14 protein-coding genes are annotated in these 14,219 nt (G+C 63.9%); 5 read left to right on the plus strand and 9 right to left on the minus strand.

The features are described 5' to 3' along the window. Nucleotides 1-13: 13 nt before the first annotated feature. The 5 genes from FD715_RS06775 to FD715_RS06795 all read left to right on the plus strand — a co-directional run bounded on the left by FD715_RS06775 (nt 14) and on the right by FD715_RS06795 (nt 5,746). Nucleotides 14-787, plus strand: a complete 774-nt coding sequence (locus FD715_RS06775) for a ChaN family lipoprotein (protein ID WP_223274759.1) — start codon at nt 14-16, stop codon at nt 785-787. A gap of 149 nt (nt 788-936) precedes the next feature. Continuing rightward, on the plus strand, nt 937-2,130 hold the full coding sequence (coaBC, locus tag FD715_RS06780) for a bifunctional phosphopantothenoylcysteine decarboxylase/phosphopantothenate--cysteine ligase CoaBC (RefSeq protein WP_147107130.1): 1,194 nt from the start codon (nt 937-939) through the stop codon (nt 2,128-2,130). A gap of 46 nt (nt 2,131-2,176) precedes the next feature. After that, complete coding sequence (gene dut / locus FD715_RS06785; protein WP_147107133.1) at nt 2,177-2,638, plus strand: dUTP diphosphatase; 462 nt, start codon at nt 2,177-2,179, stop codon at nt 2,636-2,638. Further along, nucleotides 2,638-3,696, plus strand: coding sequence for a molybdopterin-synthase adenylyltransferase MoeB (locus tag FD715_RS06790; RefSeq protein ID WP_147107135.1), 1,059 nt, complete (start codon nt 2,638-2,640; stop codon nt 3,694-3,696). Before dut ends, FD715_RS06790 begins: the two co-directional genes overlap by 1 nt. 37 nt (nt 3,697-3,733) lie before the next feature. Further along, complete coding sequence (locus FD715_RS06795; protein ID WP_147107139.1) at nt 3,734-5,746, plus strand: M3 family metallopeptidase; 2,013 nt, start codon at nt 3,734-3,736, stop codon at nt 5,744-5,746. Here the strand turns inward: FD715_RS06795 and FD715_RS06800 are convergent. The 9 genes from FD715_RS06800 to FD715_RS06840 form a co-directional block, all read right to left on the minus strand. Then, nucleotides 5,743-6,459, minus strand: a complete 717-nt coding sequence (locus FD715_RS06800) for a class I SAM-dependent methyltransferase (RefSeq protein ID WP_147107142.1) — start codon at nt 6,457-6,459, stop codon at nt 5,743-5,745. The two genes, FD715_RS06795 and FD715_RS06800, sit on opposite strands and share 4 nt — an antisense overlap. Nucleotides 6,460-6,531: 72 nt before the next feature. Continuing rightward, the gene (locus FD715_RS06805; RefSeq protein WP_147107145.1) at nt 6,532-7,464 is read right to left on the minus strand and encodes a glyoxylate/hydroxypyruvate reductase A; all 933 of its coding nucleotides are present in this window, start codon (nt 7,462-7,464) and stop codon (nt 6,532-6,534) included. Continuing rightward, entirely contained in the window at nt 7,461-7,871 is a 411-nt protein-coding gene (locus FD715_RS06810; RefSeq protein ID WP_147107148.1) for a VOC family protein, read from the minus strand. Before FD715_RS06810 ends, FD715_RS06805 begins: the two co-directional genes overlap by 4 nt. Nucleotides 7,872-7,973: 102 nt before the next feature. Then, complete coding sequence (locus FD715_RS06815) at nt 7,974-8,444, minus strand: hypothetical protein (RefSeq protein WP_147107151.1); 471 nt, start codon at nt 8,442-8,444, stop codon at nt 7,974-7,976. Further along, nucleotides 8,444-9,592, minus strand: coding sequence for a rod shape-determining protein RodA (rodA, locus tag FD715_RS06820; RefSeq protein WP_147107154.1), 1,149 nt, complete (start codon nt 9,590-9,592; stop codon nt 8,444-8,446). The genes FD715_RS06815 and rodA overlap by 1 nt, the downstream gene beginning before the upstream one ends. After that, a complete protein-coding gene (gene mrdA, locus FD715_RS06825) occupies nt 9,589-11,532 on the minus strand; it encodes a penicillin-binding protein 2 (RefSeq protein ID WP_147107156.1) in 1,944 nt (647 codons plus the stop codon). Before mrdA ends, rodA begins: the two co-directional genes overlap by 4 nt. Next, entirely contained in the window at nt 11,529-12,071 is a 543-nt protein-coding gene (locus FD715_RS06830; protein WP_147107159.1) for a rod shape-determining protein MreD, read from the minus strand. The genes mrdA and FD715_RS06830 overlap by 4 nt, the downstream gene beginning before the upstream one ends. Continuing rightward, nucleotides 12,068-12,961: a rod shape-determining protein MreC gene (gene mreC, locus FD715_RS06835; protein ID WP_147107162.1), complete on the minus strand. Its 894-nt coding sequence runs from the start codon at nt 12,959-12,961 to the stop codon at nt 12,068-12,070. Before mreC ends, FD715_RS06830 begins: the two co-directional genes overlap by 4 nt. A gap of 149 nt (nt 12,962-13,110) precedes the next feature. Beyond that, nucleotides 13,111-14,157, minus strand: coding sequence for a rod shape-determining protein (locus FD715_RS06840; RefSeq protein WP_076629964.1), 1,047 nt, complete (start codon nt 14,155-14,157; stop codon nt 13,111-13,113). Nucleotides 14,158-14,219 lie beyond the last annotated feature (62 nt).

Here is a 14,219-nt window from a genome sequence, read left to right on the forward strand (position 1 = left end):
CCTGAAAACAGCCATGCTTGCCGCCGCCGCGATCCTGTCGCAGGCGGCAATCGTGTTTTCAGCCACAGATTGGCGTGATTTTGGCGGGGACGTGCTGATCCTTGGCGAATTTCACGACAATCCGACGCATCATGCCGAACAGACCAAGGCATTGCAGGCCATCGCGCCCAAGGCGGTCATCTACGAGATGCTTACACCCGAGGAGGGAGCATCACTTGCGGACATTCCGCGCAATCCCGACAGCATGAAGGCGGCGGTTGAAGGGTTCCACTGGTCCAATATCGCAGACTACGTGCAGGTTCTGGCCGCAAGCCCCGTGATTGTCGGCACCGCCCTTCCGCGCGCCGACATGCGCGGCGCCTTCACCGACGGCGCGGCCGCTACGTTTGGCGAAGGCGCGGACACATACGGCCTCGCCACACCGTTGCCCGAAGACGAACAGGCCATACGCGAAGAGGCTCAGTTCGCCGCTCATTGCGAAGCTATGCCGCTCGAGACGATGGGTGGCATGGTCGAGGCACAGCGCCTGCGTGACGCAGCCTTTGCCCGGACCGTCATCGACGCAATCGACACATATGGCAGCCCGATTGTGCTGATCACCGGTAATGGCCACGCGCGGATGGACTGGGGCGTACCGGTCTACCTGTCGCGCGTCCGCCCCGATCTGGACGTGACCAGCGTGGGCCAGGGCGAACGGCAGGAGCCGCCTGAGGGTGTGTATTCCTGGACCTTGAACGGCGCACCAAGTCCCGACCGCGGCTATCCTTGCGCCGTCTTCACTCAATAGCCCCAACCGGTCCATCTTCCCTGTTTCAAAAAATCCCGGGGGAGAGGCCGCAAGGCCGAGGGGGCTGGCCCCCTCATGGCTCAAGGGCTGGTTCTCGGTGCCGCGTCCGCCTATTGTCGCTCTGACCACAGCCAGCCGGACGCGCCAACATGCTGCAAGACAAACGAATTCTGCTGATCCTGACGGGCGGGATCGCGGCCTACAAGGGGCTCGACCTGATCCGGCGGCTGCGCGAACGCGGGGCGGCAGTGACGCCGGTTTTGACCCGCGCAGCAGAGCAGTTCGTAACGCCGCTTTCGGTGTCCGCACTGGCCGGGGAAAAGGTTTACCGTGACCTCTTCGATCTGACGGACGAAGCAGAGATGGGGCATATCCAGCTCTCCCGTTCCGCGGATCTGATCCTCGTGGCCCCCGCGACGGCCGACATCATCGCCAAGATGGCGCAGGGGCGGGCGGATGATCTGGCCTCCACCCTGCTGCTGGCCACGGACACGCCGGTAATGACCGCGCCAGCGATGAATGTACGCATGTGGGACCATCCGGCCACGCAACGCAATCTGGCACAGATTGCAAGCGACGGCGTTGCAGTCGTCGGCCCGAATGACGGCGACATGGCCTGCGGCGAGTTCGGACCGGGCCGCGTGTCGGAGCCGTTAGAGATTGTAGCAGCGGTCGAGGCGCATTTCGGCCCCAAGCCGCTGACCGGTAAGCATATCCTTGTCACCTCTGGCCCAACCCATGAACCGATTGATCCCGTGCGCTACATCGCCAACCGCTCTTCGGGCGCGCAGGGCACGGCCCTGGCCCGCGCCCTCATCGCGGCGGGTGCGCGCGTGACCTTTGTCACTGGTCCTGCTGACGTCGCGCCCCCCGCCGGGGCAGATGTCGTGGCTGTTGAAACGGCCCAGCAGATGCACGACGCGGTGCATGCAGCGTTGCCCGCTGATGCGGCTGTTTTTGCCGCTGCTGTTGCCGACTGGCGCATGGCGACGGCCAGCAATCGCAAGCTCAAAAAGTCGAAGGACGGCCTGCCGGTGCTGGAGTTCGCAGAGAACCCCGACATCCTTGCCGCTGTGGCGCAGATGACCGAGGGCCGCCCTGGCCTTGTCGTCGGCTTTGCGGCCGAAACCGATGACGTCCAGGCGCACGCCACCGCCAAGCGTGCGCGCAAGGGCTGCGACTGGATCGTCGCCAATGACGTATCGCCCGAAACCGGCATCATGGGCGGATCGGAGAACGCCGTCATCCTGATTTCCGAAGCGGGCGCCGAGACGTGGCCACGCATGTCGAAGGACGAGGTGGCGGCGCGTCTGGCGCAGCGGATCGCGGATGCGCTGACCTGATCGCGTCTGGTCACGGTGGGATTTGAGTTTATTTGGCCAAGTGAAGATGAACAGTGTGCCCCTGAAAATCATGCGTGTCGCGGGATCGGACCCGGAGATTGCCTTGCCTGCCTATGAAACCGCAGGTGCTGCGGGTGCAGACCTGCGTGCCAATTTCCCGGACCGTGAGGGCGCGACCCTCGCCCCCTCTGAACGCGCGCTGATCCCCACGGGTCTGGCCATGGCGATCCCGCAGGGGTTCGAAGTGCAGGTCCGCCCCCGCTCCGGCCTCGCGCTGAAGCATGGTATTGCGCTGGTCAACAGCCCCGGCACCATCGACAGCGACTACCGGGGCGAGGTCGGGGTGATCGTGCTCAACACCTCCACCGAACCGTTCGAAATCACCCACGGCATGCGCATCGCGCAGATGGTGTTGGCGCCCGTGGTGCAGGCGGCATTCGCCGTGGTTGACACACTCGATGACACCGACCGCGGCGCGGGCGGGTTCGGATCGACGGGGCGCGGCTGATGCTTTTGGTGTTTCTGCTGGCGGGCGTGCTCTGGGGCATTGGCGCAATGATGAAAACACCGCATTCGGCGCGCTGGCTCATGATCGGGCTGTTGTACGTCGTTGTGCTGGCGATCCAGGTCGCCTTGCCCGAGGGTAACGCCCTGCGCATGGCCACGGGGGAGAGCCCCGCGCTATGGCTGATCCTCGGCGGCTTCGCCCTCATCGCGCTCGGCTACCGGACGGTGCTGCGCAAGCTGCGCGGCCGCGCGCAGGAGGAAGAGGCCAAGACTGCGCCCGTGATACAAGAGGGGCCATTCTCCGACACGGAACTTAACCGCTACGCCCGCCACATCGTGCTGCGCGAGGTTGGCGGTGTCGGACAAAAGCGGCTCAAGGACGGCAAGGTGCTGGTGGTGGGCGCGGGCGGCCTTGGCGCACCGGTGCTGCAATATCTGGCCGCCGCCGGGGTCGGCACCATCGGGGTGATCGACGATGATCGGGTCGAAAACGCCAACCTGCAACGCCAGACCATCCACACCGACGACCGCATCGGCATGCCCAAAGTGTTTTCCGCCAAAGCGGCAATGGAGGCGCAGAACCCCTTTGTCACCGTGCGCCCCTACCACCGCCGCCTGACCGATGACATCGTCGATGATCTGGTGGTCGAATACGATCTGATCATCGACGGCACCGACAATTTCGACACGCGCTACCGGGTCAATGCGGCGGCCGTGCGCGCGGGCATTCCGCTGATCTCGGGTGCCCTTACACAATGGGAAGGGCAAGTCAGCGTCTTCGATCCGGCCCAGAACGCACCTTGTTACCGTTGCATCTTCCCCGAAGCGCCCGCGCCCGAGCTTGCCCCCAACTGCGCCGAGGCGGGTGTGATCGGCCCGCTGCCGGGCGTTGTGGGGTCGATGATGGCGGTCGAGGCGGTCAAACTGCTCAGCGGCGCGGGCACGCCCCTGCGCGGCGAGATGGTGATTTACGATGCACTCTACGGTGAAAGTCGGAAGATCACGCTTGCCCGCCGCCCCGACTGCGAAACCTGCGGCAAGCAGGTGGTGGCAGGCTGACCTCCGCCCTACATTTATGATCAAAGGAGACCTGCCCATGACCAACGTGCTGCTCAGCCAGTGGGACACGCCGTTCCAGATCGCCCCCTTTGACGCCATTTCCGACGATGATTTCGCCCCCGCGCTCGAGGTCGCGCTTGAAAATCACAAGGCCGAGATCGCCGCCATCGCCGACAGCGATGATGCCCCCACCTTCGCCAACACCATCGAGGCGCTCGAAGCATCGGGCGAGGATCTGGACAAGGTCCTCGGCACATTTTTCAGCGTCGCAGGCGCTGACAGCAGTCCCAAGCGCGAGGAACTGCAGCGCGACTTCTCGCCAAAACTCGCCGCGCACTTCGCCGAGATTTCCAGTAACAAGGCGCTCTTTGCCCGCATCGCCGCCGTGTGGGACGCGCGGGACGCACTCGATTTGACCGACGAACAACAGCGCGTCCTGATGCTGACCCACCGCAACTATGTCCGCGCGGGGGCTGCATTGGACGGCGCAGACGACGCACGGATGAAAGAGATCAAGGGCAGGCTTGCCGAGCTTGGCACGGCCTTCACCCAGAACCTGCTGGCGGATGAACGCGATTGGTACATGACGCTGGACGAGGGCGACATGGCCGGTCTACCCCCCTTTGTCGTCGACGCCGTCCGCGCCGCAGGCGAAGAGAAAGAGGCGGGCGGCCCCGTTGTCACCCTGTCACGGTCGATCATCGTGCCCTTCCTGCAATTTTCCACCCGCCGCGATCTGCGCGAAAAAACCTACCGTGCGTGGACCGCGCGCGGGGCCAACGGCGGGGCGACCGACAACCGCGAAATCGCCGCCGAAATCCTCAAGCTGCGCGAAGAACGCGCCAAGCTGCTTGGCTACAAGAACTTCGCCAACTTCAAGCTGGAAACCGAGATGGCCAAGACGCCGCAGGCCGTGCGTGATCTGCTCATGTCCGTGTGGGAACCGGCCAAGGGTCAGGCCAACGCCGACGCCTGGGTGCTCGAACAGATGCTCAAGGCCGATGGCATCGACGGCCCACTCGAACCCTGGGACTGGTGGTTCTACGCCGAACGGCGGCGCAAGGAATTGCACGATCTGGATGAGGCCGAGGTAAAGCCGTATTTCCAACTCGACCGGATGATCGAGGCATCCTTTGATTGCGCCACGCGCCTATTCGGCCTTGAGTTTACACCGCTGGACGTCCCGCTCTACCACTCCGATTGCCGCGCGTGGGAGGTCACGCGGGGTGGCAAGCATGTGGCGGTTTTCATCGGCGACTACTTCGCACGTGGGTCCAAACGGTCGGGTGCCTGGTGTTCTGCTATGCGCAGTCAGGCCAAGTTCCCCGAAGCGCAGACACCCATCGTCATCAATGTCTGCAACTTCGCAAAGGGCGATCCGGCGCTTCTGTCCTACGACGACGCACGCACGCTGTTTCACGAATTCGGCCACGCCCTGCACCAGATGCTCTCCAACGTGACCTACGAGTCGATCAGCGGCACCTCCGTCGCCCGCGATTTTGTCGAACTGCCCAGCCAGCTTTACGAACACTGGCTGGAGGTGCCGCAGGTGCTGCACGAATTTGCCACTCATGCCGAGACGGGCGAGGCGATGCCGCAGGCGCTGCTCGACAACGTGCTCGCCGCAGCAACCTACAACATGGGCTTCCAAACGGTCGAGTATGTGGCCTCCGCACTCGTCGATCTGGAGTTCCACGACGGCCCGGCCCCAGCCGATCCGATGCAGAAACAGGCCGAGGTGCTTGAGCGGCTGGAAATGCCCCACGCCATCAGCATGCGCCACGCAACACCGCATTTCGCGCATGTGTTCGCCGGGGATGGCTACTCCTCCGGCTATTACAGCTACATGTGGTCGGAAGTGATGGACGCTGACGCCTTCGCCGCGTTTGAAGAGGCCGACGGTCCCTTCGATCCCGAAAAAGCAGCCGCGTTGGAACAGCATATCCTCAGCACCGGCGGATCCGAGGACGCCGCAGAGCTTTACAAAGCGTTCCGGGGGCGGTTGCCGGGGGTTGAGGCGCTGCTCAAGGGGCGGGGGTTGGCGGCCTAGCCTGCCTTTTCGAAGACACCGGCATAGAACGGCCCGTCAGATGGGCCGACGGACTTGATACGCCATCCGGCAGCGTTTGCGAGTTTGGCCAGCTCGTTCGGTTCCGGGTGGTACCACGGCACCCAGTCGCCGACGGCCCCTTCATACTCAAACCGCATCCGGATCTCGCCGCGCGGGCGCCCCTTATCGAGGTTACGCCGATGATAGGCGAGGTGGTGTTCCTGATCCGTCTTGGCAACGTCCAGCCCTGTCACCAAAAGCCGTGCGCCCGGCGCGGCTGCATGGGCAAGGTGGCGCAACAACGTCTCCGCCCCTTCATAGGTACCGCCGATCCCGATATTGTTGCCGAAGACGACAATGGTTCTGAACGGACCGCCCTGACGGGTCAGATCATCGGTCATCGCGTCAGCCAGCATCACATCCTCGCAGCCACGGTCGCGGCACACGTCGACCGCGCCGGGTGACAGGTCGATGCCCGTTGCTGCCACGCTTTGTCCGGCCAGCCAAAGAAGCGTCCGACCCGCGCCGCACCCGACATCCAGAACCGGCCCCTCGACCATGTTCAGCAGCGCGACTTCATGGGCAAACGGCTCCGGCATGAAGTAAAGCGCCGGATCGTGCCGGTCGACATGCCCGTCGTCGCGCCTGATGGTCAGCATGCGACCCGTGAGCCCAGCCTGTCTGTCGCGAAGGGCATCGCCAAAGATATCCATGGCGCGACGGTAAGCGCCTTATCCCAAGACGAACAGATTGCACCATTTTATCCGCAGCAATCCGCCAGCGGGTCAGTAGCCTGCCGTCCGGTCCACCAGATGCAGGAACGGCTCACCTGCCTCCCCACGCCGGATATTCTCGGCGATGGTCTTGCTGGAATAAGCCGGGCGCGTCTCGGACGCTATGTGCGGTGTCACGGTCACCCGCGGATGGGTCCAATACGGGTCATCCTCGGGCAGCGGCTCGATGCGGAACACGTCCAGCGTCGCGTGGTCGATATGGCCCGCATCTAGCGCCGCCAGCAGCGCAGCATCATCAATCAACGGCCCGCGTCCGGGGTTCAGGATGCGCGCGCCCTTGGGCATCAGCGCCAGCGTGCGCGCGTTCAGCGTGTTTTCGGTGGCGGGGGTCTTGGGCAACAGCAGCACGCAGTAATCGGCGACGGCCAAAGCCTCATCCAGCCCAGCATCCCCCGACAGGCAGGTGATGCCCGCAATGTCCTTTTGCGACCGGCTCCACCCCGTCACCTGAAACCCAAGCCCGGCCAGCGCCGTGGCACAGGCGGCACCCAACTCGCCCAGCCCCAGCACCGTCACGTGCGTGTCAAAGGACAGGGGCGGCGCCCCCGGCGCCCACGTCCCCGCAGGGGCATTGATATGCGCATCCATGCCCAGATGCAGGCGCAGGATATGCCCAGTCACCCACTCGACCATCCCTTGGGTCAGCGCCGGATCCACCATGCGGCAGAGCGGCAGGTGCAGGGTCGGATTGCCCACGACGGCCTCCACCCCGGCCCACAGGTTCAGCACCGCCTTGGCGCGCGTGAACGGCGTGAAATCCTGCACCTCCGAATTCGGGGAATAGACGAGGTAATCGACTTGGTCGGCGGGAATGTCGGTCGCGATATGCGCTTCGACCCCAATGGCGGCGATCTCCTTGCGCAACGGCGCTTCGTAGTCTCTCCAGCGTTCTTCGGCCAGGGCAAACAGGACATTCACGGTCATGTGTCGAACGCCCCGCCGAGGTCAGTCATCCCCTTGATCTCGATCGGGTTGCCCGACGGATCCATGAAGAACATGGTCGACTGCTCGCCTGGTTCCCCCTCGAACCGGATCTGCGGGTCCAGTACAAACTCCAACCCCTCGGCCACCAGCCGATCCGCCAGTGTCCGCCAGTCGGCCATTGGCAAAACGACCCCAAAATGCGGCATGGGAACGTCATGATCCCCTACCTTACCCGTGGGCGCGCTGTTGAACGGTTTGCCCAGATGGCAGCTGAGCTGATGTCCAAAGAAATCGAAGTCCACCCAGGTGTCGGTGCTGCGCCCTTCGGCACAGCCCAGAAGGCCACTGTAAAACGCCCGCGTCGCGTCCAGATCAGTCACGTTAAAGGCAAGGTGAAACAAGGCCATAAGGCACCTCCGGTCAGTGTCTGCCCAAGGTGTAGCGACACAGGTATCAAATGGGAAACAACAGAGTGTGATGGCGCCGACACGGATCAGCGATGAAAGGCGTCAGGCGTGGCTGTCCATGTAGCGGGCAAGTCGTTCGGCCGGTGTGCCGCCGTCACTCAGAACAGTATCGGTCCATGCCTGCGTTTCATGGATGACGATGTTCATCTCCCACACGCAGCCAACGATCTCTGCCCTGCCGTCGCCAAAAGCGGTCGGCGTATCCCAACTGGCGCGCATCTGGTGGATATGCGCCAGCACGCTGCCCCAGTGCCAGTAGAACACGGGCGAGACGACAGCTGTCTCGGCGAAGTGGATGATCTGAAACCCTACCCCGTGATTTCCTGTCCCATCCTCAAACGATCCGGGCGGTGGCAACCGGCGAAACGCCTCGGCAGTGGCGGCATCCGTGACCGCATCGGACAGTTCGCGGCCATCGGCCAATATGGCGTATCGCTTCAGGTGCCAGCCGTCCCGCTGTACCGCTGGCAGGGTCAGAACCGTGCGCGCCTCATACGGGGCCAGATGTGACATCAATACCCCTGCCGCGGCCTGTGCACATGCGCGCTTTGCGCCAGGCCAAAGGCCAGCATCAGCACCAGCATGGCCGACCCGCCAAAGCTCACCAGCGGCAGCGGCACGCCCACGACCGGGGCGAGGCCCATCACCATCGACATGTTCACCGCAAAGAACAGGAAGAAGTTGAGCGCGATGCCCAGCGTCAGAAGGGAAGCAAACCGATCCTTGTTCGCCAACGCCGACACCACGCAAAATACGATGATCAGGGCGTAAAGCGTGAGCAGCGAAAACGCCCCGATGAACCCGAACTCCTCGGCCAGCGTGGTAAAGATGAAGTCGGTGTGCTTTTCGGGCAGGAAGTTCAGCCGCGACTGCGTGCCCTGCATGAAGCCGCGCCCCGTCCAGCCGCCAGACCCAAGCGCGATCTTCGATTGCGTGATGTGATAGCCCGCTCCCAGCGGGTCAGAGGCCGGATCAAGAAAGGTGTCGATCCGCCGATACTGATAGTCCTTCAGAAGCTGCCACTCGGTCCCACGGAACTGGAACACGGCTGTGATTAAACCCACGCCGGCGCCAATCACCGCCGCGAAATAGGCCCAGTGCACACCCGCCAGAAACATCATGCCACCCCCCGCCGCGAGCAGCAGGATCGAGGTGCCAAGATCTGGCTGCCGCAGCACCATCGCCACCGGCACAAGGATCAGTACAACCGGGATCAGCACCCAGAACGGGCGCGATTTTTTGTGACTGGGCAGCCAGTCGTAGTAGGCGGCCAGGATCATTACCAACGTGATCTTTGCCAGCTCTGACGGCTGAAGCCGCATGAACCCAAGGTCGATCCACCGCTGCGCGCCCTTGCCGACAGAGCCAAAGAATTCCACGCCCAGCAGCAACAACAGTGTCCCGGCAAAGGCAACGCCCGCCATGTTGCGCCAGAACCAGATCGGCACCATGGCGACGATCAGCATCAGGACAAAGCCCATGACAAACCGCTTCATCTGCGGCTCGGCCCAGGGGCTGAACGACCCGCCGGCCACGGAATAGAGCATCAGGAAGCCGACGCAGGCGACAGCGGCCAGCAGCAAGGCAAGCGGCCAGTTCAGATACAGGATCTTGCGCGGCCCCGACGGGACATGTTTGACCGTGTACTCAAGATAACTCATGCCTGATCACGCCCCGCGAAATTGGCGACAGGCTGGATGCCGCGCAGAACCTGCTGCTGCTGCTCGATCCGGTCGCGGTCCTTGGTCGGGTAGGCTTCAAGCGGCGGCTCGCCACCGTAAAGCGCCTGCAAGGTCACGTCGCGGGCAATAGGAGCAGCCGCCTTGGACCCGCCGCCGCCATGTTCGACGATGACGGCCACCGCGATTTTGGGGTCGTCATAGGGCGCGAAGTTCACGAACAGCGCATGGTCACGACGCTCCCACGGCAGGTCTTCGTTTCGGACCACCCCGGCGCGTCGTTCGGCGGCGGTGATGTTGCGGACCTGGCTGGTGCCTGTCTTGCCCGCCATGCGCACGGCATCTTCGATGATCCGGCTGCCATAGGCCGTGCCGCGCCGGTCATTGACGGTGGCGTACATGGCCCGTCGCATCTTGCGCAGGTTGTTTTCATTCATGCCCAGGCTCGGCCCCGCGCCGGAGGGTTGTTCGATCCCGTCGATGGTCTTGATCAGACGGGGCTTCACCGCCGTGCCGGAGGCCAGCCGCGCCGTCATCACCGCCAGTTGCAGGGGCGAGGACAGCAAGAACCCTTGCCCGATTGAGGCGTTGACCGTGTCACCCACCACCCAGCTTTGACCGTGCACGCGGCTTTTCCAGTCCATGGTTGGCATCAGCCCCTGCGCGACGGCAGACATCGGAATGTCGTGCCGTTCGCCAAGGCCAAAGCGGCGGGCCATGGCGCTGATCTTTTCGATCCCGACCTTCACGGCCAGATCATAGTAGTAGACGTCGCAGGATTGCTTGAGCGAGTTCTGCAGGTCGACCCATCCGTGGCCCGCGCGTTTCCAGCAGTGAAAGCGGCGACCGGCCACTTCCATGTGGCCGGGGCAGTAGACAGTCTCGTCCGGCCCGATCAGTCCTTCTTCGAGCGCGGCCATCGCCGTAATCATCTTAAAGGTCGAGCCTGGCGGGTACGTGCCCTGTACCGATTTTGAGGCCAGCGGACGGTACTTGTTGTCCGTCAACATTTTGTAATCACGCGTGGAAATGCCGCGCACGAACAGGTTGGGGTCGTAAGTCGGCGCTGACGCGATGGACAAGAGATCGCCGTTTTCGACATCCATCACGATTGCGCTGGCGCTTTCGCCGTTCAACCGGGCTTGAACATAGCTTTGCAGCTTGCTGTCGATGGTGAGCTGCAAGTCAGAGCCGGGCGTTCCCTCGCGCCGGTCCAGCTCGCGCATGACACGTCCCGCGGCGTTCACCTCGACCCGGCGGGCTCCGGCCTTGCCGCGCAGGTTCTCCTCGATCTTGGCCTCGACGCCGACCTTGCCGATCTGGAAACGGGGGATGCGCAGAACCTGGTCGGGGTCTTCGATCCGTTCGAGGTCGTAGTCGCTGACCGGGCCGACATAGCCCAGCACGTGCGCGTAGTCCGACCCAAGTGGGTAGACGCGGCTTAGCCCCACCTCTGGCGTCACGCCGGGCAATGCGGGGGCGTTTACCGACACCCGGCTCAGGTCGTCCCAGCTGACCTCGTCCGCGACAGTGATCGGCAGGAACGGGGCGGAGCGGCGCATCTCGGCCATCGCGCGCGTGACCTCGTCCGGATCAAGGGTCACAAGCTGGCTGAGCGCTTCAACCGCGGCCTCGACATCGCCTGCATCTTCCCTAACGATCACGATGCGGTAGCTGGGCACGTTGCGGGCAAGCGCCACGCCGTTGCGGTCGAAAATCTCGCCCCGCGCGGGCGGGATCAGGCGGATATTGATCCTGTTTTCCTCGGCCAGCAGGCGGAACTGGTCGGCCTGATCGACCTGCAGGAACTGCATGCGTGCCCCAAGCGCGCCGACAAAAGCCAGTTGAACTCCGCCCAGGATCGCGGCGCGGCGGGTGAGCAGGCGGTGGTTCGCCTCAATGTCGATGCGGGGCCGTTTCATGAGCGCACTCCCTTACCGTCGATATCGCCCGGTGTCGATTTGCGCACGCCCATCAGCGCGTGGGTGATGGCTACGACGAGTGGATAGGTGATCGCAGTGACAAGGATCTGGATTAGGGCAGGCCCAAACGGCGGCACGTCAATCAACAGCACGGCAAGGATGATGCGATAGGCGAGGCCGATCCCCACGATCCACAGCGCCGCCGACATCATCTCGGCAGCGAGGCTGGCGTCACGCAGGGACCGCGACCGCCCCTTCATCTGCTCGCAGGCGATCAGCGCCAGCAGGGCCCAAAGGCCGGGGGGGCGTTGCAGCAGCAGATCCGCCATCAGAAACAGTCCGGCCAGAAGGGCGGCAGGCACGTAATCGGGGCGGCGCACGGACCAGGCGAGCGCGAACAGCAGCAGGAAATCGGGCCAGATCAGCCCGCCGGTCGCCGTTTGCAGCGGCAGCAGGTGCACAAACAGGATCATCAGGACCAGCGCAGAAAAGGCGATGCGCATGGTCCAGAGGCGTGTGGCGGGGGCGACGTCGCTCATTCCGAGGCCTCCGTCCCTAGCAGAAGGGCCGCACCGCCGGGCGCAAGGATGGTGCTGTCGTCGGTCACGGGTTCGGTGCCGTAGTGACGCAGCACGCGCAGGAATTCGAGCCGTTCGTAGTCCGCCGCCAACCGCACCCTGAGCCGTCCGCCGGGGTCGGCAGCGACCTGGCCAATAAGCAGCCCCGCGGGGAACACGCCGCCATCGCCGGAACTGATCACCCGGTCACCAGGGCGCACGAGGTCGGGGTTTTCCAGAAAGTCGATGGGCGGGGCCGCCGAGTTGTCGCCCGCCACGATCGCGCGCTGGCCCGACGGCTGGATGATCGCAGGCACGCGGCTGGAGGCGTCGGTGACCATGATCACCCGCGCCGTGTTCTGGGCCACGCCCGAAATACGGCCCACGAGGCCGATGCCGTCCATGGTGGCCCACCCTTCGACAATGCCGTCGCGCGCGCCGACATTCAGGAGGACCGACTGGCGGAAGGGCGAGCCGCTGTCGGCCAGCACCACGCCGGTGATGTAGGTCAGGCGCGGGTCGAGCCGGACGTTGTTGAGATCGAGGAGCCGCGCGTTTTCCTGTTCAAGCTGAAGCGCCGCTTCTTTCCACGCCTGCATCTGGCGCAGCTCACGCCGCAGCTCGGTGTTCTGTTCGGCGATGCGGCGGTAGCTCTGGAAATCGCGGAAAAGGTTGATGGTGCCCGTGACGGGCGCCATGGCCCAGTCCATGTTGGGCACGATGCGGTCGGTCACCTGCGCCCTGAATCGTTCGACGCGGGGGCTGTCGATGCGCCAGAGCAGGAAGGTGCCCGCCAGCGCCAGCAGCAGCACAGCCAGAACGAGCCGCCGCAGCGGGCCACCGTAATCTACCTGTCCGCGGTCCCTTGCCAAGGCGATGTCACCTCAAGTTTTGGTCCGTTTAATGGATGGTCCGACATTTGCCAAAGGCTGGCAAGCGGCCAATTTTTTGTCCCCGCGGGGACACATCACTTTTGCTCAATCTTATCAGAGACTTAAGTTTGAGCAAAAGTTAACATGCGTTAACTGTCGTAATCGATGGCGTGACGCAGTTGTTTTTCGTATTCCAGCGCCTTGCCGGTGCCAAGGGCCACACAGTTCAAGCTTTCGTCAGCGATGGACACGGCAAGGCCCGTCTGTTCGCGCAGCGCCAGATCCAGATCACCCAGCAGAGCGCCGCCGCCCGTGAGCATCACGCCACGGTCCACGATGTCTGCCGCCAGATCGGGCGGTGTGGTCTCAAGCGCGGTCATCACCGCTTCGCAGATTTGCTGGACGGGTTCGGCCAGCGCTTCGGCGATTTGCGCTTGCGTCACCTCAATCTCTTTCGGCACGCCGTTCAGCAGGTCGCGGCCGCGGATCTGCATCGACGTCCCGCGCCCATCGTCGGGCATCCGCGCTGTGCCGATGGATGTCTTGATCCGTTCGGCGGTGGTTTCGCCGACGAGCAGGTTTTGCTGGCGGCGCAGATAGCTGATGATCGCCTCGTCCATGCGGTCGCCCCCGACGCGGACAGATCGGGCGTAGACGATGTCGCCCAGTGACAGAACCGCCACTTCGGTCGTCCCGCCGCCGATGTCCACGACCATGTTGCCGGTTGGGTCGGTGATGGGCATGCCGGCGCCAATGGCGGCGGCAATGGGTTCGGCAATCAGGCCTGCGCGGCGTGCGCCTGCGGACAGCACCGACTGGCGGATCGCGCGTTTTTCAACGGGGGTCGCGCCGTGAGGGACGCAGACGATGATCTTGGGCTTGGAAAAGGTCGAGCGTTTGTGGACCTTGCGGATGAAGTGTTTGATCATCTCTTCGGCGGTGTCGAAGTCGGCAATGACGCCCTCGCGCATGGGGCGGATGGCCTCAATTGAGCCGGGGGTGCGGCCGAGCATCAGCTTGGCATCCTCGCCCACGGCCAGCACCTTCTTGACCCCGTCCTTAACGTGGTAGGCCACGACCGACGGTTCCGACAGGATCACGCCGCGCCCTTTGACGTACACAAGCGTATTGGCGGTGCCGAGGTCGATCGCCATGTCTGACGAAAACAGCCCACCCAGATTTCCGAACACTGACATCCGCTGCCCACCCCGAACACGTATTGGCACCCCGACTCGGGGGTGCATGGAATCCGTGGTCT

Source organism: Tateyamaria sp. syn59 (assembly GCF_007995245.1).
Lineage (GTDB): Bacteria > Pseudomonadota > Alphaproteobacteria > Rhodobacterales > Rhodobacteraceae > Tateyamaria.

Bases quoted from the DNA above. Each gene is read 5' to 3' on its own strand.
- FD715_RS06830 (WP_147107159.1), bottom strand. From the start codon at position 12,071: ATGAGCGACGTCGCCCCCGCCACACGCCTCTGGACCATGCGCATCGCC.
- mrdA (WP_147107156.1), bottom strand. From the start codon at position 11,532: ATGAAACGGCCCCGCATCGACATTGAGGCGAACCACCGCCTGCTCACC.
- FD715_RS06815 (WP_147107151.1), bottom strand. From the start codon at position 8,444: ATGTCACATCTGGCCCCGTATGAGGCGCGCACGGTTCTGACCCTGCCA.
- dut (WP_147107133.1), top strand. From the start codon at position 2,177: ATGAACAGTGTGCCCCTGAAAATCATGCGTGTCGCGGGATCGGACCCG.
- FD715_RS06775 (WP_223274759.1), top strand. From the start codon at position 14: ATGCTTGCCGCCGCCGCGATCCTGTCGCAGGCGGCAATCGTGTTTTCA.
- rodA (WP_147107154.1), bottom strand. From the start codon at position 9,592: ATGAGTTATCTTGAGTACACGGTCAAACATGTCCCGTCGGGGCCGCGC.
- FD715_RS06810 (WP_147107148.1), bottom strand. From the start codon at position 7,871: ATGGCCTTGTTTCACCTTGCCTTTAACGTGACTGATCTGGACGCGACG.
- FD715_RS06800 (WP_147107142.1), bottom strand. From the start codon at position 6,459: ATGGATATCTTTGGCGATGCCCTTCGCGACAGACAGGCTGGGCTCACG.
- coaBC (WP_147107130.1), top strand. From the start codon at position 937: ATGCTGCAAGACAAACGAATTCTGCTGATCCTGACGGGCGGGATCGCG.
- FD715_RS06805 (WP_147107145.1), bottom strand. From the start codon at position 7,464: ATGACCGTGAATGTCCTGTTTGCCCTGGCCGAAGAACGCTGGAGAGAC.
- FD715_RS06790 (WP_147107135.1), top strand. From the start codon at position 2,638: ATGCTTTTGGTGTTTCTGCTGGCGGGCGTGCTCTGGGGCATTGGCGCA.
- FD715_RS06795 (WP_147107139.1), top strand. From the start codon at position 3,734: ATGACCAACGTGCTGCTCAGCCAGTGGGACACGCCGTTCCAGATCGCC.
- FD715_RS06840 (WP_076629964.1), bottom strand. From the start codon at position 14,157: ATGTCAGTGTTCGGAAATCTGGGTGGGCTGTTTTCGTCAGACATGGCG.